Consider the following 23,282-nt stretch of genomic DNA (forward strand, 5'->3'; position numbering starts at 1 on the left):
GAGGTCTCAGCGTTGCGGGAACAGGAAAGCGAAGGCGATGCGCCGCAGCCAGGATGGGGCGAGCGGTTCCTCGATCACGCCGAGCCGCTCGTAGGCGTGGAGGAAGGAGGCGGGACCGGTCAGGATCCCGACATGCTTGGCGATGGCGCGGGGCTTCATGCGGAAGAGCACCAGCGCGCCGGGACCAGCCTCGGCGGGCGCGACCTCGATCATCATCCGCCGCGCGCCGTCCGCCAGAACCTCGCGCGGGCCGGTCTCGCCCCAGTCGCGGCTGTAGGGCGGGATCGGGAATGGCTCTGGGCCGACGACCTCGCGCCAGACGCCCCGGGCCAGCCCGAGGCAGTCGCAGCCGACGCCGCGCAGGCTCGCCTGGTCGTGGTACGGCGTGCCGATCCAGGACCGCGTAATGGCGATGACGCGCGCGGGGTCGGCGAATGCGAGAGGTTGCGTCACAGCACGCCACCCTCGTGCCCGCCATCCTTCGTGGCATAGCGCAGCACCGCGTCCTGGCCGGGGATATGCGGGAAGCCTCGGAAGTTGGCGGTGTTGGCGAACTTAGCCCCGCAGGTCTCCATGCGCTTGTCGCAGCCCGCGCAGATGGTGAAGCCGTCACCCTCGGCGATCGCGCGCATCGGCGCCTCGAGCAGGGTCAGCACAGCGATGCCGTCCGAGACGTCGTGGCCGAGCACTTCGGTGCGCCGCCCCGCGTTCGCGCCGCTCGTCCAGTCCAGCGTGCCGAAGGTGAACCAGCCGGAGGTGAATCCGCCGAGCCCCGAGGCGGTGAAGGCCCGGTCGCGCAGCAGATCGATCACGGCGCCCGTGCCCTTGTAGGCGGGATCCTCGAGGTCGACGCCGCAGCGCGCATCGCCAAGCGCGGCATCACAGGTTGCCTGGAACGTACGCCCCACCGTCTGGCCGAGGACGTGGGCGAGCGAGCGCACCTCGGCGACGAAGGCCAGCCGCCCGCGCCGGATCTGCCCGATGGCGCCCCGGCGCATCAGCACGCGCTGGCCCGTGTCCGCCCAGTTCACGCGCCAGACTTCGACCTCGGCATTGTCCCAGCGGCCATCGAGGATGTCGGTCTCGGTGATCCGGTCCGATGTCAGCACGCCCTCGGCGTCCTGCGCGTCGACCGACAGGTCCGAGCCAGAGCGGACCTCTGACGCGGTGAGCCCGCTCTCGGGCTCGAAGTCGGTGCCGTCGAAGGCGAGCGTCCGGTCGTGATCGGTGAAGCCGAAACTCGTGCCGTCGGCGCGCGCGATCCGCCAGCACCAGGCGAGCGTCGTCGTGCCCTCGTCGAGATGGGCCTGCAGGGCGGGGTCGAGGGTCTTCATCGGCGCAGTTCCAGAAGCGGAATGGAGGTGATCGAGCCGAGCCGCTCGAGGTCGAGCGTCACGTCGAGCGCATCGGTGTCGAAGCGGACCGGTACGTCGAACTCGAAGCCCGCAGTGATCGCGACGCCCGCACCCGGCGCGGCGCTGAAGGTGACGAGGCCCGTCGCACTATCGACCGACCAGCCGGAGGGCAGCTCGATCCCGCCGAGCGCGATGCGCACGCTGCCCGCCACCGGCTTGGCGATGGCGCGCGACCAGGATTGCGCGCCCGAGGCGTAGCGCTTGACCAGCTGGAAGGCGGTCGTCGTGCCGTCGCCGGTGCCGACCGCCTGATCGGTCGGCGCTGGTGTGCCCGAAGGCAGACAAGACTTGTGGTCGCCCCAATCCTTGAATCGGAAGCCATGCAGTCGCCCGTTGCGCGCCTCGAAGAAGGCGACGACGGCGGCGAGATCGTCCGCGCGGCGGATGCCGTAAGCGACATCGTAGCGGCGGCGCGAGTTGGCCCAGCTGGCGTTGCGCTCCTCGTCGCCCGAGGCGAGCTCGACGATCTGCGTGCGCCGTTCCGGCCCGCCGCGCGCGCCGCGACTGATGTTGTCGGGAAACCGGACCTCGTGGAACGCCATCACATGCCCCTCCGCCCGAGCGAGACGGCGCGGGCGATGTCCGCCGCGACCTGTGTGCGGGACTGGCGGAAGCTCTCGGCGTCGCGGGCCACGATGGTGACGTTGACCCCGCCGCCTGCGCTGTAGCTCTGCGCCTCACGCCGAGACAACACCCGCTCGCCCCGCTGCAGGATCGCCGGGACTTCGTCGTGGCGAAGCCCCGCCATGCCGCCACCATGCATCCGGGGCGCTGCGGCGAAGGCCATGGCCGGGACCATGCGCGAGGGCCCGGCCGATCCGACCATCCCGCCCGCATGCAGGATGTCGGCGAAGATGCCGCCTGCGCCACCAAGCACGCCGGAGAGCGCATTCGCGATCGGCCCGAGGATGAAACGCCGCGCCGCCAACTGGGCGAGGTCGGCGAGCAGCGAGGTGACGAGATCGCGGAAGTTCAACTTGCCGGTCCGCACGAACTGACCGACCGCGTTCTCGGCCGACTGGAAGGCGCCGACGAGGCTCTGGCCAATGTCGCCGCCGATGTCGCGCGCCTTGCTGGCGTAATCCGACAGCGCCGCCGTGACCGCCTGCCACCCGGTGACGGCGGCCTCGGTCGCGGGTTCCGCTGCAGCGGCGGCGGCTCCGGCCGCCGCGCCTGCACCTGTTGCAGCGCGCCCGGCATCGCCAAGCGCGGTCTCCAGCCGCTCGGCCGCTGCGGTGGCCTCGGTCAGCGCAGCGGCACTCGCCTCGTCGGTGCCGCGCACCGCATCGCGCAGGGCCTGCCAGCTTTCGAGCGGGGCGCGAGCCCCTTCGGCCAGATCGCGGGCGGCCCCACGGTATACATTCGCTGACTCGAGCGCACGGGCGGCCGCCTCGGTCAGGCCGAGATCGGGCGCGGACAGAGGGTTGTCCTCGAAGGCCCGGTCGAAGGCCGCCTGCGCAGCCGTCGTGGCAGCGCTGGCCGCGCCCTCGAAGCGGTTCTCGATCTCGCCGAGGTCGAGGTCGGGCACCAGCGAGATGCGGCGCTCCGACCCGAGGGCTTCGAGCCCCTGATTGATGCCGCCGATGAAGCCGTTGATGCGCGAGACCACGCCGTTCAGCATCGCCTCGACGCCGTCGACCAGGCTGTTGGCCGCCTGGAATGCCAGATCGCCGATGGCGGCGGGCAGCAGACCCCAGATCGCTTTGATCGCCTCGTAGGCGCCTTCGAAGGTGTTCGCCGCCGTATTCCCGAAACCGACGACACTCTCGATGGCGCTCTGCATGCCCGACGCGGCGTCGGCCTTCAGGTCGAAGAACATCGCCGTGGCGGCCGCGCCAGCCGCCGCCGCGCCCATCCTGATCCGCTCCCAGACCTCAACGGCGAGGTCCTTCAGGAGCGACATGGCCTCGCCGAAGCCGCCCGCGCCGGAGACGAGGCGCGTGAACTGATAGACAAGCTCGCCCGCGCCGACGATGAGTGCGCCGATGCCGGTACGGATCAGCGCGCCCCGCAGCACGACCAGCGCCGTGGCCAGGCCACGGACCGAGAGCGCCGCAGCCGCCATGCCGGCGATCCAACGTCCCGCGAGGAACGCCGCGAAGGTGGCGGCATAGGTGGTCAGGCGACCGATGTTGTCGAAGAGACCGCGGATCGCGATGCCGAGCGGGCCGGTGCGGCTGGCGACCGCCGCCATGGCATTGGCGACGGCTTCCAGCGCTGGAGCCGCGGCGACCGCCAGCTGGTTTGACAGCCCGCGCCAGATCAGCCCGAGCCGTGAAATCGCGTCGTTCGTCCGCTCGATCTGGTCCGCATCCTGCTCCGAGACCACGACCCCGAAAGCGAGCACGTCCTCCGTGGCCTGGCGCAGCGTTGCGGTGTCGATCCGGCTCATGGCGATGGAGCCTTCCTCGCCGAAGAGCTGACCAGCCACGGCGGCACGCTCGGCAGCGGGGACGAACTGCTCGATGGCGGCGTTGATCGCGCCGACGCGCTGATCCAGCGGCAGGGCGATCAGCTCGCCGGCCGAGAGCCCAAGACGGTCCAGTGCGTCGGCAGCCGGGCCGGTTCCGGCGGCCGCCTGGCTGAGACGCCGCGTCAGATCCTTCGTGGCCTGTTCGATGCCGGACATCGAGACGCCTGCCAGCTCGCCCGCGCGCTCCAGCGTCTGGATCGAAGCGACGGTGGTGCCGAGCGACTGCGCGAGCTTCGCCTGCGCATCGACCGTCTGGAGACCAGACCGGATCATTGCCACGCCAGCGGCTGTAGCGGCGGCCACGGCTGCGGCAGCCGCTACAGCCACACGGCGGGAAAACGCCGCGAGCCGGGCGTTCGCCGCTTCCATCTCACGGCTGAGCCGCCCGAAGCCGCGCGATCCGGCTTCGCCCACGCCTTCCAGCTCGGCGCGCACTTGCCGCCCGCCGACTGCGGCGAGCCGGACGGAGACACGCTTCTCAGCCATTGGGACGTTCCACTTGTTCGTTGAGCTTGACCACCATCACCGCCTCGATGACAGGCAGCAGTTCGGCAATGGCAAGCGGTGGCACGCCGAGCGCGTCGCCGAGCGCCAGCGCGGACGACATGTCCCAGCCGATCACCGCGCCCGGCAGGACGCGCAGCTGGCCGCCGAGACGCCCGACGAGGTCCCAGACCTGCCAACCCTCTGGAGTTTCCGGACGGTTCAGCCGCGCCGGGCAGTCCGGGCAGGTTTGCGGGCAGGCTTCGCAGTAGCGCTCGCCCCCACCGAAGGACCAATCGGCGAGAGCGCGGAGGCGTTTTTTTCCTGTTCCAGCAGCAAGCCCTTCGAGACATAGGTCAGCTGGAAGCCCTCGAAGATCGGCCAGATGTCGAGCAGCGCGTCGATGCTCTCGGGGTTGGGGTCGATGGCATTGCCATCGGCGTCGCCCACGCCCTCCCAGGCGAGCACCGCCCGGCGCGCTAGCGCTTTGGCGAAGGCGACGGCACGCTCCTCGTCGGAGGCTTCTTCCGAAACCGCCTCAATCACCGGATCGCTGCGCGTCGCCACCATCAGCGCAGTGGTCAGCGGGCGCAACTGCACCCGCACGCCGGGCGCCAGATCATGCCAGCGCGGCGCGTTCGTCAGGTCGAGAGTCAGCATCAATAGGTCTCCACATCGTTCACGAGGGTGGCGGTGCACATCCTGCCGACGGTGCTGTCCCGCGCGGCTTGCCAGTCGAACGTCGCCTGGACGCCCTGCGGACCCGAGATCTCGATCCGTGGGCGCGGCAGGTAGACGGCATGCACGGTGAAGGTGAAGCTCGCACCCGAGGGCAGCACGTAGGCGAATTCCAGCTCGCAGGCTTCGCCATTGATCGCCTGCGTCACCAGCGTCTGATCGGCGAAGCGCACCTCGATAGAGCCGGTCAATGCTGCGATGGACGGGTCCGCGCCGTCGATGCGGCCGTCCGCCCGGATCGTCTCGATCCGATCGAGGTTGTTCGCGTAGGTGATGGCGGCCGAGACGACGTTACCAAGGGCGGAGCCGTTCCTGGTGATCGATCCGTTGAAATGGCCGAAGCGCTTGAGCTCCAGCGCAGCGGGCGTTCCCACGCTGGTACTTGTGCCGACTGTTTCGCCCTGCGCCACCAGCCGCGCTGTCGCGGTCAGCAGGCCCGAGCGCTGCATCTGCCAGGTGATCTGGTCGAGCACGCAGCCGGAATACATCGCATAGCGCGGAACCTCCGGCATGCCGGTTTCGATCGACATGCTGGGCAGCGTCCACGACCCCGACTGGAACTCGTGGCTGTACGGCGCTTCCGCGCCCGTGGTCGTCGGCGCGCCGAAGGCCGCCTTCAGCCAGAAGCCGAAGGCCTCCGCGTCGAGCGGCACGACGACATCGCCGTCGGCCGTCACCGCATCCTTGATCGGCGCCAGCGGATCACGACCGTAGCCCAGCAGTTCCGAGTTCAGCAGCGGTTGCTCTGCGCCGAGCGAGGTGCTGGCGAAGGGCATGCGGGTGAAGCCGCCCACGGGCGGCGTTCCATAGGTCGTCTCGAACGCAAGCGCCATCAGCGCCCGCGCCCCCTGGGCTCGTGCCATGGTGTTCTCCTCGGGTTGTCGGGGTCAGGCCAACTGGTCGGCCGTGGAATAGTGCAGCACCACCGGGATCACGGCGGCCTTCAGGCTGGCCGCGCCCTCGACCGGCAGGTCTACGGGGCGCGGGGCTTCCGCCTCGACCCAGTCGCAGAGCCCGCCAAGCGTGCGGTCGGCGGCGAGCGCCGCGCCAATGCTGGCGGTCAGCCTGTCGAAGTCGGCGTCCCGATCGGCGCCCTGCACGACCGCTTCGATCTCGGCGCGGTGCTGGTAGTGGTAGCGCAGAGGCGAGAGCGTCACCTCCGGCTCGCCCGGTTCGCCGTCCCGCAGGATCAGGAGCCCGGCGGCGGGCACGCGCTCGGGCAGAACCTCGCCGCGCAGGGTTGTGGCAGGCACCGTCAAAAGACGTGCGTGCAGCGCCGCCAGCGTGGCCTCGCGTGTACTGGGCATGATGTCACCGAAGAAAATCCGAATGGCACAGCACCGGGCGTCGTCGCCCGGTCTTGATCGTAGGCCAACGACGGCGGACGTCCGCCGTCGATCAGACCGTGCCCGTTCCTTTGAAATTCTCGCACGAGTCAACGCCCCGAGCGGTCCCGGCCAGGAGGTCGTCGGCCAGCCTCATCAGTTCGTCCAAGCGCGGATCGCTCAACCGATACCGGACGAACCGACCGTCCGGTTCTCCGACAACCAGCCCGCATTCGCTCAGGCACCGCAGGTGGTTTGAGGCGTTCGACTGCGACAGGCCGGTGGCGCCAACGATCTCCCCAACCGAAAGCGGGCCGTCACGCAGAGCGGCCAAAATCGACATGCGCGAGAAGTCAGCCAAGCCGCGGAAAAGCTTCGCCCGCAACTCGACGACTTGAGCATCAGCCTGCTGAAGGATTCCGGTCTCGCTCGACATATCAGTCTGCAATGATATATAGCCTCGTCTGTCCACGGAAGATCGTAATGAGCGAAACGGCCACAATGAGCAACGCTGAGCACGCGCGCTACAGAGTCACCGGCATGGACTGCCCGTCATGCGCCGCGAAGATCGAGAAGGCGGTGCGGTCGGCCGGGGTCGAGGACGTGAAGGTCTCGACTGCCACGCAGATCATGACGGTGCATGTATCCGACCTGAGTTTGCAGCTGCCCGAAGTGGAGCGTGCGGTGTCGGGCATCGGCTACCGACTGGATCGGCTGGGCGGACCCGAAGCTGATCACGAGGGAGACATCGACGATCTTCCGAAGGACTTGAGCCATATCACCCCGGCCTACCGGCGTGCGCTGTGGATCGTGATCGTGCTGAACGTGGGCTACGGCCTCATCGAGATGGTTGGCGGCTTCATTTCCGGATCGCAGGCCCTGAAAGCCGATGCGCTCGATTTCCTCGGCGATGGCCTGATCACCTTCCTTGGGGTTCTGGCGATCGGCTGGAGCCTGGTCTGGCGAGCCCGTTCCGCTCTGATCCAAGGCTTGTTTCTCGGGGCGCTCGGTCTCGGGGTCCTCGCCAACACGGCCTACCGCGTACTGGTTCAGCAGCAGCCTGAAGCTGAACTGATGGGCCTGTTCGCCGTGATCGCGCTCGTGGTCAACGTGGTTGCCGTTCTGCCGTTGCTGCCCCACCGGGCCGGAGATGCCAACGTTCGGGCCGTCTGGCTGTTCTCGCGCAACGACGCCATCGGCAATGCAGCGGTCGTCGTGGCAGCGGGTCTGGTCGCCTGGACTAACACGGCATGGCCCGACCTCGTTGTAGCGGCAGTGATCGCCGGGCTGTTTCTGCAATCCTCGTGGTCGATCATCCGCGACGCGCGGGCCGATTTGCGGGTGGCCACGTGAGGCCACGCCGGTCACCGGGCTTCGGGCGCCGGATCGTGCAGGCGGCATCAGGACCAGAATACGATCTCTCGGCCGCCGAGATAGTCGGGGCCTGTCAGGGCTCCAGATCCTTTTTCCGGCGCGTCCGACTATAGTTTCGCCTCCACCCAATTCGCCACGATCAGTCCCGGTACCGCGTCGTGCGCCCGCTCGGCATCCCTCGCCAGATCAAGCCGCTTCGGCAACTTGACCTGCGGCACCAGCAGGAAGATCGGCGCGGTGACCTTTCCGCGCCCGGTCTTCGAGCGCGACACCACCGCCTGACCCTTGGTGTTCAGCCGCCCTTCGGCCACCAGCAGGCTCGGCCCCGTCCGGCGATAGACGAAGCGCAGGCGCAGGCCGCGCCGCCGCTCCCATTCGCCGGGGGTGATCCGCCCGCCGCGCAGGGACTTGCCCGCTGCGGGCAGCGGGATCGCCAGCCAGAACCCGTCCTTCGAGCGGATCAGCGGACCGGTGTCGTGGGCGCCGACGATGACCGGCGCCTTCGACCAGACCAGCGCCGCGGCGTCGAGGCTCTCGCCCGACTTGGGGAAGTTCTGGCTCCGGATCGAGTTGGCCAGCCGGGCGCCGAGCCCCGCGCCGGTGATCTGCAACCGCCATGCGGTCTTCAGCCCGGTCCCGGCCTCGCGCATGGCGGCGGTCACCGCGCGTTCGCCCGCCGCGACCTCGGCGGCCATCATCGCGACGATGTCGGGATCGATGTCGAGCTTCAGCTTCATGGCCATCACGCGGGCCTCAGATCGACGGTCCAGACGAGCCGCTCGCCGTCGCGGACCGGCTCGCCCTGAATGAGGAAGGCCTCGCCCTCGATCTCGATCCGGTCGCCGGGGCGCGGGTTCGCCACCTCTGCGGCGCGCAGGTCGATCCGGGTGGTCTCGGACCAGAGCCGCGTATCGCCGAAGTCCGTGATCGCATCGGCACGCCGGGCGATCACGCGCACCAGGACGGGCGCGCCGCCGTCGGCGATGTAGACCGCGTCCCGGCCGATGTTCTGATCGGCGAAGAGCGCGCCAACGGCGGCGGCGAAGGCGCTCATCAGAACGCCGCGTTCAGGCGCACCCGCCCGATGGTGTCGCCCGCGCCGCTGGCCACCGCTTCGACGGCCACGCCGACAAGAGTGTTGTCGGTGGCGACCGTGGTGCAGCGCTTGTTGGTGTCGTCCCAATAGACCTTGGAGCCGACGGTCCAGGCCTGGGAGCCGACCTTGGTGATGTCGAAGACGCCGGTGAGCGCGGTCTCGACGGGCTCGCCGAGCGCGGCCGCGCCCGAGGCGATGCCGAAGATGGAGCCGACGAGCAGGCCATCGCCCGAGGCGACGGCATAGGGCGCGGTCAGGGTGATGGTGTTGCCGGGCTGAACGTAGTTTTTCATGGGGAGGATCCTTTGGGAAAGACAAAGGGCGGCCCATGAGGACCGCCCGTGTGTCAGGGTTCAGGATGGGGTGCGCCTTACGCGCCCGGGTTCTTGTAGAGGCCGCGCCAGTCGATGGCCTTGGCGCCGAAGTCGAGGCGGCACTTGATCTCGACCCCGTCGACGTCGAAGCCGTTGCGCGTCTCGATGTAGGCGCCCTGTTGGCCCTCGAGGTAGGCGTACTCGATGGTGTCGATCTGGTTCGGGCTTGCCGCCAGATACCAGGCGGTCTCGCTGGCGGCATCGAGCCGGGGTTCGCTGATCGGTGCGAGTGTGCGGATCGACTGCGGCACCACGCTGGACGTCGCGGCAGGCACGAGGTTCTGCGCGACCAGCTGCTCGGCCTTCAGTTCCAGCGAGGCGGGCACGATCAGGAAGGCGGGCCGGACGTTCAGCACCGTCTTCTTGTCGAGGCCGGTCTGCTTGGCCATCGCCGCGCGCGCCGCGCCCACCGCCTCGACGGCCAGCGCCGCGCCGGTGCCCGCGAGGTTCTTGTGGCTGGTGTGGAACAGCGCGTTGCCGTCGGCCATCGCCGGGTTGGCGGTGATGATGCCCCAGACCACGTCCGATTCCAGCTGCGCGATGGAATTGCCGTACATCGCCGGGATCCTGGTGAAGGCGTCGAGATCGTCGTTGATCAGGGTCTGGCGGGTGATTGCGACCACCCGGCCATAGGTCTTGACCTTGTAGCTCTCCTTGCTCTCGCCCAGCGTGCCGCGCTTGAACTCGCCGCTCTCGCCGACCTCCAGCAGCTGCGGGGCTTCGCCGAGCTGGACCCGGTGCATGGCCTTGAAATCGGTGGCGAGCACCTGGCGGCAAAACAGCATGAACGTCCGAGGATAGGCATCGTAGGCCTGCCGCAGCGTCTTGTTGGTGACCGCCGACAGGATCTCCGGGAAGTCGGACGTCGAATGCAGAGCGCGCGTCGCCACCTCGTCGCGCGATAGGCCGCGGGTGTTGACGCCCGCATTTCCGAGGCTTTCGCGGGCGAGTTCCAGCAACGTCATGCCGCGATACTGGCGCGCAGCGTCCTCCAGCTGGAATAGCGTCGGGCTGTAGCGGTGCAGCAGCGCGTTCGCCACGGCATCGCGCCGCGTGATGCGCTCGTCGCGGCCGCCGAGCGGGACGGAGACATGGCCGAAAGTCCGGGTCTCGTCGGATTTGGCGGCGACCTGATCGAGGATCAGGCGGCGGGACTCGTCGACGCTGACGCCGCGCTTGACCAGATCCTCGGCAAAGCCGCGCTCGAGGTTCAGGCGCCCGGCCAGATCGTAGATGGTGGAGACGCGATCACGCTCCGCCTCACGGGCGCGGGTGGCGACCGCCTCGGTGTCAGGCGCGGGAGTTGCCTGCGTCATCGGCTGGCTGCGGGTTTCGCTGGCGCGGACCTGCGGTTCGACTGCGGCGGTCTTGGGTTCGGGCGCAGCCGCTTTCGGCTCGGTCATGGGGGTGTCCTCGGTTTCGACCGGCTCGGTCGGCTGGCTGGTGGCGGGGGTTGCGGCGTCGCTCGCCGGGGTCTGGGTCTGCTCCGTCATCGGGATGGGTCCTTTCGCTGTCGCGGACTTGCAGTTCGTGGTGGAAGGGGCGTCCCGGCGGTGAAGGACGCAGTCGTGAAGGGGATGCCGGGCGCGGAAGCCCGCGGCGGGGTCCGCGCCGACGGCGACGGCGGAGACCTCGAAGGGCGTCCAGTCCACCGCGCGCCAGAGCTCGCGCGCGGCCTCGGGTTTGGAGACCTCGAAGCGGTGCACCTGATAGCCGATGGAGACCGCGCGAATGTGCCCGGCCTGGATGTCGCGCCAGATCGGCTCGACATCGGCGCGTTCGCTGATCCGGACCAGCGCGATGCCCCGGCCGTTCTCGATCCGGGCCGAGCCCGGCACGACCGAACCGATCACCGCGTCGAGCGTGTCGAGGTCGTGCACCTTCAGGAAAGGCGCGCCCGCATTCAGCCGGTCGAGGCGGACATGGGCCGGGTCGAGGCTCAGTTCCTCATCATAGGGTTCGCCAAAGAAGGTGGCACGGCGGACGCGCGCCCCGGCCGACCAGACCACCTCGACGGTGCGGCTGTCGGCATCGGCCGTGTTCGGCGCAAGCTCCGCCGACCGGCGCATGGCCGGCAGTTCGATCATCGTGTCCATGAGGTCAGTCCTGTTGGTCGGCCTGCGCGGGATCGGTTTCATCCGCTTCAGCGGAGGGATCGTCGGCGGCGGGATCGGCCGCCGGATCGCCGGTCTGCGCGCTGCCGGTCTTGGTGACGCGGCGCGGGTCGCTGTCGAGCACCAGCCCCAGCGCGTCGAGTTTCGCGTTGGTCGCGGCGATCTCGGCCAGCACGGCGTCCGGGTTGCGGCCCTGCCGGGCGATCACCTCCGCCAGCGTCATGGTTCCGGACCGGATCGACAGCAGGTTCGCCATCGCGTCCTTCTGCGGATCGACCGCCTCGAACTTCGGCGGCGACCATTCCACCGGCACCGTCGGCGACGGGATCTGCCCCGCCGCCCATGCAGCCTCGGTGAACCAGCGCCAGACCGGCGCGCAGAACATCGGGATGAACAGCTGCCACTGGACGGCGTCGATCTGGCGGCGGAACTCAACGAGACCCGCCCGGATCGAGGAATAGTTGACCTGGGACAGGTCCCCGGTCAGCAGCTCGTAGGGCACCCGGAACCCGGCCGAGATGGTGTGCAGGCTCGCCCGCTTGTATTCGCCATAGCCGCCGGTCGCGGAAGGCTGGTTGAAGCGGATGTCCTTGCCGCCGCGGGCATAGGCGATCAGCCCCGGCTCGAACTGCTCGACCCGGTTGCCGTCGGCATCGACCACGGAGGGCGCGATGCCCTGCTGCGCCTCGTCGTCGCCGAAGACGATGGCGGTGACGCAGGCCTCGGTCTTCTTGCGGACCAGCTCCGCCACCTCGTAATCGTCAAGATCGCGCAAGCTGCGGATCACCGGCGCGCCCCAGGGAACGCCACGCGCCTGCGTGCGCTGCTTCTCGTAGATGTGCGCGATCTCGCTCGCGGGGACCGGGCGGCTCTGCAGACCGTTCTGCAAGGCGCCATATGCGTCGCCGGGATGTTCGGCATGGAGCCAATAGGCCCTGCGCTTGCCGACCGGATCGAACTCGATCCCCTGCACGAGGCGACCTGCTCCAAGGGCGCCGGATTTCGTGGCGTCGAGGAAGTCGGCCTCGAGCACCTGCAATTGCAGCGGCACCGGCAGACCGTCGCTCGGGCGGCGCAGGCGGCGGCGGACCAGCACCTCGCCGGCCTCGACCATCTCGCGGCAGATCAGGGTCTGGATCCCATAGAAGTCGAGTTGGCCGTCGGCGTCGCACTCCGCCGTCCAGCGCTCGAAGAGAGCGTCGACCTTGCGGTCGAGCTTGTCGTCGCCGCTCGCGGCGCGCGGCATGATGCCCGCGCCGATGATGTTGTTCACCAGCACCGCCACCGCCTTGGCCGCATGCGGATTGTTGCGCACCAGATCGCGCATCCGGTCGCGCAGCAGCGCCCCGGCGACGCCGATCTCGGTGTCGGCCGAGGATCCCGGCGCGCGCCAGCCCTCGGTGCGCCGCCCGCGCGCCGCGCCGTCATAGCCCCGCGTCAGGGTATCGAAGGCCTGACGCGCCATCACGCGGCGGGCGGCCATACGCGGCGCCACCGTGGCGATGGCGTGATCGAACCAGGTCGCCGACATCACCGGTCCCCGCGCGAGAAGCCCGCAAGCCCTGCCACCGGCAGTGGCCGCGTCGTCCCCGCGATGGCGCGTTCGATGGTCCGGATGCGCGCCAGCAGGTCTTCGGCAGAACCGTAATCGACCGACTTGCCGTCATAGCTGACCCGGGTCGTGCCGCTGGCATAGGCCCGGCGCAGCGTCGAAAGCTCGGTTTCCGTCCAGTCGGTCATGTTCAGAACCATCCTCCGCGCCGTCCGAGCCAGTCGGAACGGCGCTTGCCCTGCGGGGCCTGTCCCTGCCGGTTGATCTGTCCGGCTGGATCGGTGTCGGTGGGGGCCGCCTCGAGCTGATCCTCGAGGTCTTGCCATTTCTCGTCGGGCCAGCGGTCCGCGCCCGCGATCCAGGCGGCGGCGCGGGCATAGACCCGGCAGTCCAGCGCCTCGTTCCGTTCGCGGAGCTTCTGCCATTCCAGCCGGGCGAAGCCGCGCTTAGTGCGCACGGTCACCAGCTGCTCGGCGACGAACTGCTTCAGCCATTCGTTCTCGACCCAATGCGGCAGGTGCACCGAGCCGGGCGGGAACGCCGCCCCGTCGGCCATCTCCTCTTCGGTCGGCCGCGCCAGCCGCAGGAAGCGGTATGTCTCGGCCTTGAAGGTCGACACCGCCACGGTCCAGAGCCGCGCGCCGCGCCGCAGCCGCTTGCCGCCCTCGGTCGCGTCGACAAAGGTTGGGCCCGAGACCGGGCTGGAGCGGTTGAACCCCTCGACACCCTTGACCGGCGAGACCTGCGCGAACCCCTGCGCCCGCGACCAGGAATAGACCGCCGGGGCCTCGTAGCCGGTGTCGATGGCGAGCCGCGCAATGCGCAGATGCGCGCCACGTTCGTGCGGGAAGGACCGGTCCAGCAGCGCCGTCAGGTCCGACCACGCGTCATGCCGATCCGGCCCGCCTTCGATGACAACGTGATCGACGAGCCAGCTTTCAAGGCCACGGCCCCAAGCCCAGACATCGACCTCGATCCGGTCCTTCTGTACGTCGGCCCCGGCCGTCAGGAACAACCCGCCCGCAGGCACCGTGCTGGATTTCCAGCGCTCGCGGCGGTCGTAGAGCCGCTGCCAGTCCGGCGCTTCGCCGGTCTCGACCCACGTCTCGCCGAGGATCGTGTTGCGGAAGGCCTTGATCGCCTCGTCCGAACCCTGCGCCGCATCCCATGCCCGCACGATCCGCTCCCAGCTCAGCCAGCCAATCGGCGAATAGAGCGCCGAGAGGTGATACCCGACCGTGGTCGGATCAGCGGCAACGGCAGTCGCCCGCCATTCGCCGCCCTCCAGCATGGCTGTCTTGTGGTGTTCCGCGATGGGCGTCTCGCAGCCCTCGCAGTGATACTCCGCCGTCTCCGGCCGCCCCTTCTGCCAGCGCAGCCGGTCGAACTTGAGCCATTGCACCGCGCCGCAATGCGGACACGGCACGAAAAACCGGCGCTGGTCCGAGGCCTCGTATTCCCGCTCAATCCGGCTCAGACCGCGGACGGTGGGAGTCGAGACCAGCAGCAGCTTGCGCCGGTGGGCGAAGGTCAGCGACCGCGCTTCCGCCAGCGTCACCGGGTCACCTTCCTCGTCGGCCGAGGCCGGATAAGCGTCGACCTCGTCGAGGAAGATGTACCGTGCTGGGGTGGAGCGCAGCCCGACCGCGGAGTTCGCCCCCGTCATGATCAGGATGCCGCCCGCGAACTCCTTCGACAGCATCGTGTTGCCGGCGTCGCGGGAGCGCGCAGGTTTCACCCGTTCCCGCAGTTCCGGGCTTTCGTCGATCAGCGGGTCAATGCGCTGGCGCGAGTTGCGCTTGGCGAGCTCCACCGTCGGCTGGACCGCGAGCATCGGACCCGGCGCCTGGTGGATCGCGAAGCCGATCCAGTTGTTCCCTGCCTCGGTCGCGCCAACCTGTGCGGCCTTCATGAACACGATCCGCTGCATCGTGTCGCCGGGCGACAGCCGATCCATGATCTCGCGCATGTAGGGCGTGCGGCTTGTGCGATATCGCCCCGGTTCGGCCGAGGAGCGGCCCGAGAGCATCCGATTCCGGTCCGCCCATTCCGAGACGGTCAGGTCCGGGTCGGGCCGCAGCCCGCTGCCCCAGGCGCGCAGGATCTCACCCGCGCCGTCGAACTCCGTCAGGCCGCCAAGATCACCCCCATGCTCACCGGAAGTCGGGCCGGACCTCGGCGAGTTCGTCGAGGTGGGCGCGTACATGTTTCTCCAGGACCTTCTGCATCGCGGCAGGCTCCACGCCGAGATCGGCCGCCATCAGCGCCGCCGCGCGCGCAGGCCAGTTCACCCATGAATCCCGTTCCTCACGTGCCAGCCGGAACACCAGCGCCAGCGCGCGGGCCCGCTCAATCAACTCCCCCTTCAGCTTCTGCAGACGGATGCGCCGCTCCTGCGCCTTCAGCACCTCGTTCGCGGTCTTGGCCTGCAGAAAGGTCGTGCCGCCGCCGACCGCCGGCACCGCCAGACCCTGTTCGCGCAAGGTGTCGCCGACAGCGGCGACCGCCGCCTCGGGGACGGGCTTCAGCTTCGGCGCGGGCGGCTTTCTCGTCTTGGACGGGTCCGTCGTCTCCGCGCGCCGGGCGTCGCTCGCGGCCGCGTTGATGCTGCCGTCGGGATAGAGGACCAGCCGCTCGGCGGTCTTCGCCTTCTGAATCGCGCCACGCGACAGCCCGACATGCGCGGCGTACCGGCGCTCGCTCATGCCCTGCATCGACGGCTCCGATTATCATTCTAAATCATGTGCTTATCGAGTTGATAAGCGCGCCGGACAGAGCGAACGTCACTCCAACGAAGCGATGCAACTCGACCCAAGGAGCCACCCCGATGACCCGCCGCGCGACCGACAACACGAAAGCCCCCGACGCCTTCATCGCCGCGAAGACCGAAATCGACGCGATGCTGGAGCGGCTCACCGCCCTCAGCGCGGACCATTTCGAGACCAGCCCAGACGAGATCAACTGGGGCCATGTCGGCACCCTGAACCACTACCGCGCCAAGCTGCGCGAGATCACCGACATGGCCTTCAGCGAAGGCGAACACGCCGAGTGAGACGACCCGCTCCCAGTCCCGCCCGCCGACTGGCGGGCTCGACCTCGTAGAAGGGCCCGCATCCCGCGCGCCCCGATACGGGAGACGACGATGAACAAGCTTTCCGACACCCAAGCCCTGATCCTGAGCGCCGCCGCCCAGCGGCCCGAGCACATCGCCCTGCCGCTGCCCGAGAGCCTGCGCGGCGGCGCTGCCGCCAAGGTGGTCGGCGCGATGCTCGCGAAGGGCTTCCTCGAAGAGGTCGACACCGACATGCGCAAGGGCGAGCCCATGTGGCGCGAAACCGGCGACGGCCACGGCGTCACACTGATCGCCACCGACGCAGGCCTCGCCGCCATCGGGATCGAGCCCGAGGACGCGAACCCCGCGCCTGCGGGCGCGACGGACGCGCCGACCGAGGAGGCCGCGCCGGACTCCCCCAACGAACCGAAGGCCGCGCCCAAGACGCGCACGCCGCGCGAGGGCACCAAGCAGGCCACCCTGATCGCCATGCTGCGCGCGCCGGACGGCGCGACCATCGGGGAGATCATGGCCGCGACGGGCTGGCAGTCGCACACGGTGCGCGGCGCGATGGCCGGGGCGCTGAAGAAGAAGCTCGGGCTCGAGGTGACCTCGGCGAAGGTCGAGAACCGGGGGCGCGTGTACAAACTCCCTGCCGCCTGACGCACCGGACAACGACAAGCTGATGACCGCCGTCCCTCCGGGGCGGCGGTCGATCATTTGGCGCTCCGCATCCGGATCGCCTCGAACACCCGCCGCAAGGCGAAGGAACGGGCGATCGACACGACGGTGAAGATGGCGCCCATCTTCAGGTTCTGCGCCAGCGTCGTATGCAGCCCGAAGACCGGAAAGATCAGGATCTGCGTTCCAACCGCGACGCCGTAGCCGACGATCACGTTGGCGACGGACTCGACCAGCGACATGATGCGCGACTGCTTCATGCGGCGGACTTGCGCTTTCGCGCGGGTTCGGGTTCGGCGTCCGTGCCCGGCGTCTCGGCCGGTGGTTCGGCGTCGTCGCCCAGCCGCTCGGTCCTCACCTCAGCGAAGGTCCGGCCGTCGCCGTCGAGGATCGCGTCCTTGCCGGTTTCGGCCTGCCAGCGTTCAACGGCGACATCGATGTAGGCCGGGCTGATTTCCATCGCGAAGACGCGGCGGCCGTTGGCCTCGCCTGCGATGATCTGCGAACCCGACCCAGAAAAGGGCTCGTAGCAGAGGCCGCCTCGGGCGACGTGCTGGCGCATCGGGATGCCGAAGGCTTCGAGCGGTTTCGGCGTCGGGTGGTCGGGGCGCTCGTCCTTCGCGAAGCTGGGCAGCGCCCAAGTCGACGGCAGCGTTTCCTCGGCGACCTTGGGCGGGCGGTTCGGACGCCGCCAGCCCATGAAGCAGGGCTCGTGTTTCCACAGATAATGCGACCGGGTAAGAACCCCGCGGTCCTTCACCCAGATGATCTGCTGATGGACAAAGGCCCCGGCCTTTTCCCAGCAAGCCTCGAGCATCGCCTGGCGGCGCGAGGCATGCCAGCAATACCATGCAGCATTCTCGGCGATGGCCTCCGCCACGGCGGCGGAAATGAAGCCGTCGTAAAGCTCGGCTCCTTGCGAACTGTCGTCCCAGGTCGTGCCATAGGACGCCGACGAGTCCTTGTTGCGGGTCGGATGGTTCGAACCGTCGTAGTCCACAAGATATGGCGGGTCAGTTGCGAACAGGATCGCCCGTTCGCCATTCATCAGGCGACGCACATCAACCGCGCTGGTGCTGTCACCGCAGAGCAGCCGATGGTCGCCAAGGATCCACAGGTCGCCCGTGCGCGAGGCCGGATTGCGCGGCGGTTCGGGGATGGTCACCGGCGGCACGGAGCCCCCGGCGCCACCTTCTTCACCGTTTTCTTCCGCGACGTAGGCCAGCAGCTTGTCGAGTTCGCCGTCCGAGAAGCCGACCAGCGACAGGTCGAAATCCTCGGCCAGCAGGTCGTTCAGTTCGGCAGACAGCAGCGCCTCGTCCCAGGTGCCGAGTTCGGTCAGCTTGTTGTCCGCGATCCGGTAGGCCCGCCGCTGCGCCTCGGTCAGGTGCCCGAGCACGATCACCGGCGCTTCGGTCAGCCCGAGCTGCGTCGCGGCCAGCACGCGCCCGTGGCCCGCAATCAGCTCGCCGTCCTCGCTCACGAGGCAGGGCACGGTCCAGCCGAACTCGGCCATGCTGGCGGCGATCTTCGCGATCTGGTCCGCGCCATGCGCCTTCGCGTTCTTCGCTTAGGGCTGGAGGCGCGACAGCGGCCACGTCTCGATCGCGTCCGGGGCGAAGCTCAGCGTCATGGTGGACAAGGTTCCTCGGTCGGGTGGATGCCGGTGGCTTCCGGACTCCGGATGCCGCGCCGGACTCCAGGCGGGGTCCAGCGGCCACCAGCGGTGTCCGGTCGGAAGGCCAGCGTTCATTGGTGTTTGCGCGGGGTCAGATGGCTCCGGCTTCCGGGTGGCTTCCCAAAAATCCGGCCCTGTCGCTGGCGATGTCCCGCGCTTCGCCCGCCAGCATACGAATATCGCCAGGAAGGACCCGTGAACTCGTCTTGAACCGGTCGAGGTCCTGGCGCGCGCGCCTCCCGCGAGGATAGCTGAAAACCTAGTCTGATCCGCTGTTTATGTCCGTTCGAAAACCGTCCGGCGGACACTTTCCTCGCTGCTGCTCACCGCCGCACCGCGCCTGCAAGCTCAATTACCTTGCGCTTCGAATAGCTGCGATTGAGCCGCCGACCATTGAGCCGGAACGCAATGACGCACAGCGCATACAGCCAGCGCTCGTGCGCCGCCGACCGCTGCAGTCCCACCGTCCAGCAGATGGTTTTCCAACGCTCGCCGTGCGCACGCAGCCAGATGATCTTGCCGTCAACAGGGTCGAGCCCCACCGTCCAGCTGAGCGTCTCCTCCATCCGACTGATGGCGGCGGGCGACGGTACGATGCGCATTGGCTGGGGCTGCTGTCCAACCTTGTCGGCGAAGTCATGGACGACCTCCGGCCATGTGCTGAAGTATCCCTGCCGCCGCGGTTCGGGCAGTCGCTTGAGCACGTAAGCGGCTTGAGCCAGACGTTCCTCGACGAGGCTGGGTGTCCATTGGGTCATCGGCGCGCCTCCTTCGCCTGATCGCGATCGCCATAGAGCTTGTCGCCGAGTTGCCGGATCAGTTCACGTTCGGGCCAGGTCAGCCGGTCATCATCGAGCGACACCGCGAGGACGCGCTGCTCCCGCCAGCCCTCGCGCTTGACCTCTTCGGGGCTGCGGCGCTGTCCGCCATAACCTCGTGGCGCCCACCTCACAGCACACCTCCCCGGGTCTCCATCGCCCAGAGCAGGATGGCGATTGCATCGGCCTCATTATCGTCGGCGGGCTGGAATCCACGCTCGCGCATTGCGGCCAACACGGCTTCCTTGCCGGCGTTTCCCTTGCCGGTGGCGAAGCGTTTGATCGTGCCGACCGGAACGCCCTGATAGGCGACGCCCCTGCGCTCGCACCACGCGGTCAACGTCGCCAGGAAGCCGCCGTAGAGGTGGGCCGCATCGGTTCCAATGTGGCGGCGGACCTCTTCGAAATAGATCGAGGCCAGCCCGCCGCTATCGTCGGCCAGCTGTTCGAGCCAGTGCTGGAAGCGCAGATACCGCATGCCGCCGCCGTCGTAGCGCCCGGTCCGGAAGGTCGCGGTGCCACTGTGAACGATCCCGTTGACAAGGCTCGCCCAGCCGGTGGTGGTCCCGAGGTCAAGAGCGAGGATGGTGCTGCCGGCACAAGCGGAAGCAACGTGCACGGGAGAGAGATCGGCTACGGGGATGGGTGATGGATGCATATTCATGCGGATTGATCCTTCTCGTGTGCTGTCGGGGATGAGAGGTCCGGCACGCCATGCGCACGCGAAGCCCCTGGGGGTGGGCGAGGGAGAACCCGCCTGCGGCGTTCTCCCCCACCCCTGAAGGGGGTGGCTTTCACCCCCACAACTTGGGAGGCCAGACAATGCCTTGTTCTTGTTCCGGAATTTCATGCTGGGGATGGACTGGGGAGCCGCCGCTTCCCCAACTTGAACCTGCGCAGCCCATCGGGGACGCGCGAGCAGCAGCGCAGGTAGTTGGAAGAGGTCTTCCCAACTTGACGCTGCGCAACAGGGGGCAGTCGTGCGGACTGGGGCGCAGGAAGTTGGAAGCCGCTTTCCCAACTTCCCCAACTTGAAGCTGCGCAAGTCTGCGCATGATGCGGATCGACCTAGGGCAATCATTCGGCGCCCTCCGGATAGACCCAGATGCCGGGATTTTCGACCGGCAGGGCGGCCCCCGTTTGGGGGCACTTGTACGTGCTGGGCAGGACCGGAATCTGCTCCGGGATGACCTCGCCGGTCTCGAGATCGGCCGCCTCTTCACCGGTCGGGAACACCATGTCCTCGACGCAGAGATAGCCAAACTTCGACTTGGAGGTGGGCAGGCCAAAGGGTGCGCCGTCGCGCACGAACTTGATGAACCCCTTGGTCGCGAGCACGCTGATCCGATCGCGGATCGTGTCCTTGCCGCCGAGCCCGGCGCGGTTCTCGAAGCTCTCGGCAAACTGCAGCGCCGTGTAGAGCCGCCCGGCCTGCGCTTCATCGAAGAGCAATTGAAGGATGACGTCGTGCTTTCGGACGCGCTCGGCATCGAGCTTTTCGCCGAACTCACGCCGGACGATCCGTTCGCCGGAGCGGTCGATCTCGACCCAGCGCCCACCGGCCTTGTCGACGACCATCGGCTCGATGCCCGGCCCATTGCGCAGCTCGAAATGCAACATCCGCTCCGGGCGCTCCTCATCGGGCCGGTGCATGATGATGCCGGAGCTGTAGAAGCTGCGAAGCGATCCGGCGCCCGAGAGCGCCATGAACGGATCCTCGACCAACTGCTTCTTGGTGATCTTGCGCGTGTGGTGACAAAGGATCACGCCGGCATCGGGCGCGACAGCGTCGCGCAATGCCTCGACCCGCTCCTGCAGGAAGAAGAGCATCGCCGTGTTGTCGTTCTCGCCACCTCCGTCAGGGCCGCCATCGAAGAGGTTGCGGATCGGATCGATGCAGAGGATGTCGGGTGCGCCATGTCCGTAATGAGCACGAGCGGCAGCGACGGCGAGAGCGACCCCGCCGGCGTCGAGCAGCATGCGCACCTTGGGCGTGGCGACCAGATTATCGCGCGCCATCGCCAGGAGAGCGGGATCGACTCGGATGGCCTGGAGACGCTCCCGGAGATAATGGTACTGGATCTCGGCCTGCAGATAGAAGATCCGCAGCGGCCGGCTCGGCGCAAAACCGAGGAACGGCACGCCCGCTGCCATATGGACGAGCAGGCTGATGAGGAAATCGCTCTTGCCGACCTTCGGCGCGCCGCCGAGCACCAGCATCCCGCCCGGAGTCAGCAAGCGCGGAGCGATGATGTCCTCCGGCATCGGGCTCAAATCATCGAGCAGCGCGCCGAGTGTGAAGGCCGGCAGTGCCGACATGGGTGGGGCGGAGAGCCGCTCGAGCGCCGGCCCATGGCGTTCCTCGTGCAGTCTCCAGAGGCGCTGCGCGTCCGAGGCGAGTCGGTCGAGCGGCCAGCTGGGACGGAGCTGGGCGGCGTTGTACTGACAGATCGCCTCCCAGGCCTCATCCCGGCTCATGCGGCCTTCGTGGGCCATCCGCACATAGTGACCGATCGCAGCGCTTGCGCCCTGAAAGCGCGACCAGTCGTCCGCGCCGCCTTCGCGGACCGGCGTCTTCAGGATCTCGTCGATTGATGGTTTGTCGGCCGCTGGTCCTGGCTCGGAACCAACACCCGCGAGCGGCGGCATGTCCGCGACGAGTTCGGCGAAATCGCCGAGATGGACCTCGACCCAAGGGCTGTGGCGGCGGATGTTTACCAGCCGTCTGAAACCGCCCTTGTGATAAACCGAGCCGGCCAAACGGATGGGCTGGTGAGCCGATCGGAAATGGGTGTCGCCGCCGACTTTGACCGCAATGTCGCCCCGCAGCCGGCAAAGGAGCGCAATGTCCTCGCCCTCGGCCGGTTCGCTCAGGCGCCACCAGACATGGAGCTTGTCCAGGCCATCTGGCGTGCGGCCGCCGCTTTCAACGAGCAGCGTCGGTTCGCCGAGATGCCGGATGAGATGATCGAGCTTGGCTGTGATGTCGCCCGCGTCGAGATCGACCAGAACGGTCTGCATTTGCCGGACGTCGGCGGCCTTCGCCTTGCCGGTCTCAGCGACCGTCCCCGGCACCACATAGAAGGCCGCGCCCTCGCGCGCCGCCCAGCTGGCGAAGGCCCCCGCTTTCTCGAGAAGACTGTCGCCGATCTCGATCCAGGCATTATGGGGGCGGCCGTCGATGCCCTGGCCCTTGTCGACGAAGCCCCGCAGCGGCACCCAGCCCTCGCAATAGCCGAAGACAACGTCGAGAAAGATTGCAATCTGCTCGGGATCCGGCTCGATATCGAAGGGATCTGCTTGCGGGGCGGCATCGTTGAAATCCCGCCATGCATCGAGGGAGACGACCTTGTTCTCACTCATGCCGACAACCCCCAGCAGCGATCCGCCCACGGGCACATTCGGCATTCGTGAAAATCGCGCGTCGTGGCGATGCGGGGAAGCAGCTCTCCTGCGTCCGTTGCCTGCAGGATCCGCACGCCGCGGTCGCTCATGCGCTGGGCCAGCACTGCGTCGAACGGTACGAGCTCGTGGTGGAGTTCGGCGGTGTCCTTGTTGATGGCGGTGAACAGCGCCGGATTGGCGGACATGCCCGGCACCTGCGCTTCCATGTAGGCTTGGTAGAGCGAGATCTGCGCCGCGTAGATGGGCTTTGCCAGAACGACGCCCCTGGCTACGGTGTCGCGCCAGTTCTTCGCGTTCATCGTCTTGCATTCCCAGAGCGCCGGAACCTTGATCTGCAGCGGCTCCGGTGCGGCGGCGATGATTCCGTCGACATGCCCGCGAATACGTCCGCCGGCGGCAGAGAAGCCGAATTGCTCCCCGTCCGGGTGATTGCCCTTGCGGGTGTAGAGATCGAACCCGGCGCCGCGCAGCCACCGGATCGCGAGGTCTTCGAGGGCGTGTCCGATCTCGAAGATTCGCAGTGTCCGCCCGCCGAAATCGGCGCCTTCGTCCTTCGAAGCTCCGGCAAACTCGAACTGCAAGGCGCGCTCGCAGGCGTGTCCGAGGCGAGAGCCTCCGAGATAAGTTCGTGGCGGGATTGCCGCTCGTTCAGCAACGATCGCCTCGTCAATGACCGTGTTGATGTGTTCCGCGCAGCTGGCGCG

The 23,282-nt window shown here is 68.2% G+C and carries 27 protein-coding genes; 3 read left to right on the forward strand and 24 right to left on the reverse strand.

Annotated features, from left to right (window positions below; translation table 11 throughout):
* Positions 1 to 6: 6 nt before the first annotated feature.
* The 9 genes from J5Y06_RS15935 to J5Y06_RS15970 all read right to left on the reverse strand — a co-directional run bounded on the left by J5Y06_RS15935 (position 7) and on the right by J5Y06_RS15970 (position 6,870).
* Positions 7 to 453 carry an NlpC/P60 family protein gene (locus J5Y06_RS15935; RefSeq protein WP_209336181.1) on the reverse strand — a complete coding sequence of 149 codons (447 nt, stop codon included), beginning with the start codon at positions 451 to 453 and terminating at the stop codon, positions 7 to 9.
* Positions 450 to 1,334 (reverse strand): DUF2163 domain-containing protein, encoded by an 885-nt coding sequence (locus J5Y06_RS15940; protein WP_209336182.1) that lies wholly within the window; start codon positions 1,332 to 1,334, stop codon positions 450 to 452. The genes J5Y06_RS15935 and J5Y06_RS15940 overlap by 4 nt, the downstream gene beginning before the upstream one ends.
* On the reverse strand, positions 1,331 to 1,957 hold the full coding sequence (locus J5Y06_RS15945; protein WP_209336183.1) for a DUF2460 domain-containing protein: 627 nt from the start codon (positions 1,955 to 1,957) through the stop codon (positions 1,331 to 1,333). The genes J5Y06_RS15940 and J5Y06_RS15945 overlap by 4 nt, the downstream gene beginning before the upstream one ends.
* Positions 1,957 to 4,374 carry a phage tail tape measure C-terminal domain-containing protein gene (locus J5Y06_RS15950; RefSeq protein WP_209336184.1) on the reverse strand — a complete coding sequence of 806 codons (2,418 nt, stop codon included), beginning with the start codon at positions 4,372 to 4,374 and terminating at the stop codon, positions 1,957 to 1,959. The genes J5Y06_RS15945 and J5Y06_RS15950 overlap by 1 nt, the downstream gene beginning before the upstream one ends.
* Entirely contained in the window at positions 4,367 to 4,495 is a 129-nt protein-coding gene (locus J5Y06_RS23330; protein ID WP_280819058.1) for a DUF7697 family protein, read from the reverse strand. Before J5Y06_RS23330 ends, J5Y06_RS15950 begins: the two co-directional genes overlap by 8 nt.
* 98 nt (positions 4,496 to 4,593) lie before the next feature.
* On the reverse strand, positions 4,594 to 5,031 hold the full coding sequence (locus tag J5Y06_RS15955) for a hypothetical protein (RefSeq protein WP_209336185.1): 438 nt from the start codon (positions 5,029 to 5,031) through the stop codon (positions 4,594 to 4,596).
* Positions 5,031 to 5,972: a phage tail tube protein gene (locus J5Y06_RS15960; RefSeq protein WP_209336186.1), complete on the reverse strand. Its 942-nt coding sequence runs from the start codon at positions 5,970 to 5,972 to the stop codon at positions 5,031 to 5,033. The genes J5Y06_RS15955 and J5Y06_RS15960 overlap by 1 nt, the downstream gene beginning before the upstream one ends.
* Positions 5,973 to 5,996: 24 nt before the next feature.
* Positions 5,997 to 6,416: a hypothetical protein gene (locus J5Y06_RS15965; protein ID WP_209336187.1), complete on the reverse strand. Its 420-nt coding sequence runs from the start codon at positions 6,414 to 6,416 to the stop codon at positions 5,997 to 5,999.
* A 91-nt stretch (positions 6,417 to 6,507) separates the two neighbouring features.
* Positions 6,508 to 6,870, reverse strand: coding sequence for an ArsR/SmtB family transcription factor (locus J5Y06_RS15970; protein WP_013654510.1), 363 nt, complete (start codon positions 6,868 to 6,870; stop codon positions 6,508 to 6,510).
* 47 nt (positions 6,871 to 6,917) lie between these two features.
* Between J5Y06_RS15970 and J5Y06_RS15975 the strand changes: the two genes are divergently transcribed.
* Positions 6,918 to 7,787 (forward strand): cation efflux transmembrane domain-containing protein, encoded by an 870-nt coding sequence (locus J5Y06_RS15975; RefSeq protein ID WP_013654509.1) that lies wholly within the window; start codon positions 6,918 to 6,920, stop codon positions 7,785 to 7,787.
* Positions 7,788 to 7,915: 128 nt separating this feature from the next.
* On the opposite strand, the gene J5Y06_RS15980 is transcribed toward J5Y06_RS15975, so the two are convergent.
* The 8 genes from J5Y06_RS15980 to J5Y06_RS16015 all read right to left on the reverse strand — a co-directional run bounded on the left by J5Y06_RS15980 (position 7,916) and on the right by J5Y06_RS16015 (position 15,658).
* The gene (locus J5Y06_RS15980; RefSeq protein WP_245247957.1) at positions 7,916 to 8,551 is read right to left on the reverse strand and encodes a DUF6441 family protein; all 636 of its coding nucleotides are present in this window, start codon (positions 8,549 to 8,551) and stop codon (positions 7,916 to 7,918) included.
* Positions 8,551 to 8,862 (reverse strand): head-tail joining protein, encoded by a 312-nt coding sequence (locus J5Y06_RS15985; protein ID WP_209336188.1) that lies wholly within the window; start codon positions 8,860 to 8,862, stop codon positions 8,551 to 8,553. The genes J5Y06_RS15980 and J5Y06_RS15985 overlap by 1 nt, the downstream gene beginning before the upstream one ends.
* Positions 8,862 to 9,197, reverse strand: a complete 336-nt coding sequence (locus tag J5Y06_RS15990) for a DUF2190 family protein (protein ID WP_209336189.1) — start codon at positions 9,195 to 9,197, stop codon at positions 8,862 to 8,864. The genes J5Y06_RS15985 and J5Y06_RS15990 overlap by 1 nt, the downstream gene beginning before the upstream one ends.
* Positions 9,198 to 9,274: 77 nt before the next feature.
* Positions 9,275 to 11,374 (reverse strand): prohead protease/major capsid protein fusion protein, encoded by a 2,100-nt coding sequence (locus tag J5Y06_RS15995; RefSeq protein ID WP_209336190.1) that lies wholly within the window; start codon positions 11,372 to 11,374, stop codon positions 9,275 to 9,277.
* A 4-nt stretch (positions 11,375 to 11,378) separates the two neighbouring features.
* Positions 11,379 to 12,923 carry a phage portal protein gene (locus J5Y06_RS16000; protein ID WP_209336191.1) on the reverse strand — a complete coding sequence of 515 codons (1,545 nt, stop codon included), beginning with the start codon at positions 12,921 to 12,923 and terminating at the stop codon, positions 11,379 to 11,381.
* Entirely contained in the window at positions 12,923 to 13,132 is a 210-nt protein-coding gene (locus J5Y06_RS16005) for a phage head-tail joining protein (RefSeq protein ID WP_209336192.1), read from the reverse strand. The genes J5Y06_RS16000 and J5Y06_RS16005 overlap by 1 nt, the downstream gene beginning before the upstream one ends.
* Positions 13,133 to 13,134: 2 nt before the next feature.
* On the reverse strand, positions 13,135 to 15,150 hold the full coding sequence (locus J5Y06_RS16010; protein WP_209336193.1) for a phage terminase large subunit family protein: 2,016 nt from the start codon (positions 15,148 to 15,150) through the stop codon (positions 13,135 to 13,137).
* On the reverse strand, positions 15,098 to 15,658 hold the full coding sequence (locus J5Y06_RS16015; protein WP_209336194.1) for a hypothetical protein: 561 nt from the start codon (positions 15,656 to 15,658) through the stop codon (positions 15,098 to 15,100). The genes J5Y06_RS16010 and J5Y06_RS16015 overlap by 53 nt, the downstream gene beginning before the upstream one ends.
* A gap of 113 nt (positions 15,659 to 15,771) precedes the next feature.
* Between J5Y06_RS16015 and J5Y06_RS16020 the strand changes: the two genes are divergently transcribed.
* A complete protein-coding gene (locus J5Y06_RS16020) occupies positions 15,772 to 15,996 on the forward strand; it encodes a hypothetical protein (RefSeq protein ID WP_209336195.1) in 225 nt (74 codons plus the stop codon).
* 90 nt (positions 15,997 to 16,086) lie between these two features.
* The gene (locus J5Y06_RS16025) at positions 16,087 to 16,659 is read left to right on the forward strand and encodes a DUF3489 domain-containing protein (RefSeq protein WP_209336196.1); all 573 of its coding nucleotides are present in this window, start codon (positions 16,087 to 16,089) and stop codon (positions 16,657 to 16,659) included.
* A 53-nt stretch (positions 16,660 to 16,712) separates the two neighbouring features.
* Here J5Y06_RS16025 and J5Y06_RS16030 read toward each other — a convergent pair whose 3' ends face one another.
* The 7 genes from J5Y06_RS16030 to J5Y06_RS16060 form a co-directional block, all read right to left on the reverse strand.
* A complete protein-coding gene (locus tag J5Y06_RS16030; protein WP_209336197.1) occupies positions 16,713 to 16,937 on the reverse strand; it encodes a DUF7220 family protein in 225 nt (74 codons plus the stop codon).
* The gene (locus tag J5Y06_RS23670; protein ID WP_245247959.1) at positions 16,934 to 18,193 is read right to left on the reverse strand and encodes a site-specific DNA-methyltransferase; all 1,260 of its coding nucleotides are present in this window, start codon (positions 18,191 to 18,193) and stop codon (positions 16,934 to 16,936) included. Before J5Y06_RS23670 ends, J5Y06_RS16030 begins: the two co-directional genes overlap by 4 nt.
* Positions 18,194 to 18,678: 485 nt before the next feature.
* Positions 18,679 to 19,113 carry a DUF6362 family protein gene (locus J5Y06_RS16040; RefSeq protein WP_209336198.1) on the reverse strand — a complete coding sequence of 145 codons (435 nt, stop codon included), beginning with the start codon at positions 19,111 to 19,113 and terminating at the stop codon, positions 18,679 to 18,681.
* The gene (locus J5Y06_RS16045; protein WP_056337505.1) at positions 19,110 to 19,307 is read right to left on the reverse strand and encodes a hypothetical protein; all 198 of its coding nucleotides are present in this window, start codon (positions 19,305 to 19,307) and stop codon (positions 19,110 to 19,112) included. The genes J5Y06_RS16040 and J5Y06_RS16045 overlap by 4 nt, the downstream gene beginning before the upstream one ends.
* A complete protein-coding gene (locus J5Y06_RS16050) occupies positions 19,304 to 19,837 on the reverse strand; it encodes a crossover junction endodeoxyribonuclease RuvC (RefSeq protein ID WP_385932297.1) in 534 nt (177 codons plus the stop codon). The genes J5Y06_RS16045 and J5Y06_RS16050 overlap by 4 nt, the downstream gene beginning before the upstream one ends.
* A gap of 413 nt (positions 19,838 to 20,250) precedes the next feature.
* Complete coding sequence (locus J5Y06_RS16055) at positions 20,251 to 22,536, reverse strand: AAA family ATPase (protein WP_209336199.1); 2,286 nt, start codon at positions 22,534 to 22,536, stop codon at positions 20,251 to 20,253.
* The gene (locus tag J5Y06_RS16060; RefSeq protein WP_209336200.1) at positions 22,533 to 23,159 is read right to left on the reverse strand and encodes a hypothetical protein; all 627 of its coding nucleotides are present in this window, start codon (positions 23,157 to 23,159) and stop codon (positions 22,533 to 22,535) included. The genes J5Y06_RS16055 and J5Y06_RS16060 overlap by 4 nt, the downstream gene beginning before the upstream one ends.
* Positions 23,160 to 23,282: the final 123 nt, after the last annotated feature.

The organism is Tianweitania sediminis (assembly GCF_017813335.1).
In the GTDB taxonomy this organism is placed as follows: Bacteria; Pseudomonadota; Alphaproteobacteria; order Rhizobiales; family Rhizobiaceae; genus Tianweitania; species Tianweitania sediminis.

Bases quoted from the DNA above. Each gene is read 5' to 3' on its own strand.
- J5Y06_RS15965 (WP_209336187.1), bottom strand. From the start codon at position 6,416: ATGCCCAGTACACGCGAGGCCACGCTGGCGGCGCTGCACGCACGTCTT.
- J5Y06_RS15950 (WP_209336184.1), bottom strand. From the start codon at position 4,374: ATGGCTGAGAAGCGTGTCTCCGTCCGGCTCGCCGCAGTCGGCGGGCGG.
- J5Y06_RS15960 (WP_209336186.1), bottom strand. From the start codon at position 5,972: ATGGCACGAGCCCAGGGGGCGCGGGCGCTGATGGCGCTTGCGTTCGAG.
- J5Y06_RS23330 (WP_280819058.1), bottom strand. From the start codon at position 4,495: ATGTCGTCCGCGCTGGCGCTCGGCGACGCGCTCGGCGTGCCACCGCTT.
- J5Y06_RS16050 (WP_385932297.1), bottom strand. From the start codon at position 19,837: ATGAATATGCATCCATCACCCATCCCCGTAGCCGATCTCTCTCCCGTG.
- J5Y06_RS15955 (WP_209336185.1), bottom strand. From the start codon at position 5,031: ATGCTGACTCTCGACCTGACGAACGCGCCGCGCTGGCATGATCTGGCG.
- J5Y06_RS16010 (WP_209336193.1), bottom strand. From the start codon at position 15,150: ATGTACGCGCCCACCTCGACGAACTCGCCGAGGTCCGGCCCGACTTCC.
- J5Y06_RS15990 (WP_209336189.1), bottom strand. From the start codon at position 9,197: ATGAAAAACTACGTTCAGCCCGGCAACACCATCACCCTGACCGCGCCC.
- J5Y06_RS15995 (WP_209336190.1), bottom strand. From the start codon at position 11,374: ATGGACACGATGATCGAACTGCCGGCCATGCGCCGGTCGGCGGAGCTT.
- J5Y06_RS15940 (WP_209336182.1), bottom strand. From the start codon at position 1,334: ATGAAGACCCTCGACCCCGCCCTGCAGGCCCATCTCGACGAGGGCACG.
- J5Y06_RS15945 (WP_209336183.1), bottom strand. From the start codon at position 1,957: ATGGCGTTCCACGAGGTCCGGTTTCCCGACAACATCAGTCGCGGCGCG.
- J5Y06_RS16005 (WP_209336192.1), bottom strand. From the start codon at position 13,132: ATGACCGACTGGACGGAAACCGAGCTTTCGACGCTGCGCCGGGCCTAT.
- J5Y06_RS16015 (WP_209336194.1), bottom strand. From the start codon at position 15,658: ATGCAGGGCATGAGCGAGCGCCGGTACGCCGCGCATGTCGGGCTGTCG.
- J5Y06_RS16025 (WP_209336196.1), top strand. From the start codon at position 16,087: ATGAACAAGCTTTCCGACACCCAAGCCCTGATCCTGAGCGCCGCCGCC.
- J5Y06_RS16020 (WP_209336195.1), top strand. From the start codon at position 15,772: ATGACCCGCCGCGCGACCGACAACACGAAAGCCCCCGACGCCTTCATC.
- J5Y06_RS15980 (WP_245247957.1), bottom strand. From the start codon at position 8,551: ATGGCCATGAAGCTGAAGCTCGACATCGATCCCGACATCGTCGCGATG.
- J5Y06_RS15970 (WP_013654510.1), bottom strand. From the start codon at position 6,870: ATGTCGAGCGAGACCGGAATCCTTCAGCAGGCTGATGCTCAAGTCGTC.
- J5Y06_RS16000 (WP_209336191.1), bottom strand. From the start codon at position 12,923: ATGTCGGCGACCTGGTTCGATCACGCCATCGCCACGGTGGCGCCGCGT.
- J5Y06_RS23670 (WP_245247959.1), bottom strand. From the start codon at position 18,193: ATGGCCGAGTTCGGCTGGACCGTGCCCTGCCTCGTGAGCGAGGACGGC.
- J5Y06_RS16030 (WP_209336197.1), bottom strand. From the start codon at position 16,937: ATGAAGCAGTCGCGCATCATGTCGCTGGTCGAGTCCGTCGCCAACGTG.
- J5Y06_RS16040 (WP_209336198.1), bottom strand. From the start codon at position 19,113: ATGACCCAATGGACACCCAGCCTCGTCGAGGAACGTCTGGCTCAAGCC.
- J5Y06_RS15985 (WP_209336188.1), bottom strand. From the start codon at position 8,862: ATGAGCGCCTTCGCCGCCGCCGTTGGCGCGCTCTTCGCCGATCAGAAC.
- J5Y06_RS15975 (WP_013654509.1), top strand. From the start codon at position 6,918: ATGAGCGAAACGGCCACAATGAGCAACGCTGAGCACGCGCGCTACAGA.
- J5Y06_RS16055 (WP_209336199.1), bottom strand. From the start codon at position 22,536: ATGAGTGAGAACAAGGTCGTCTCCCTCGATGCATGGCGGGATTTCAAC.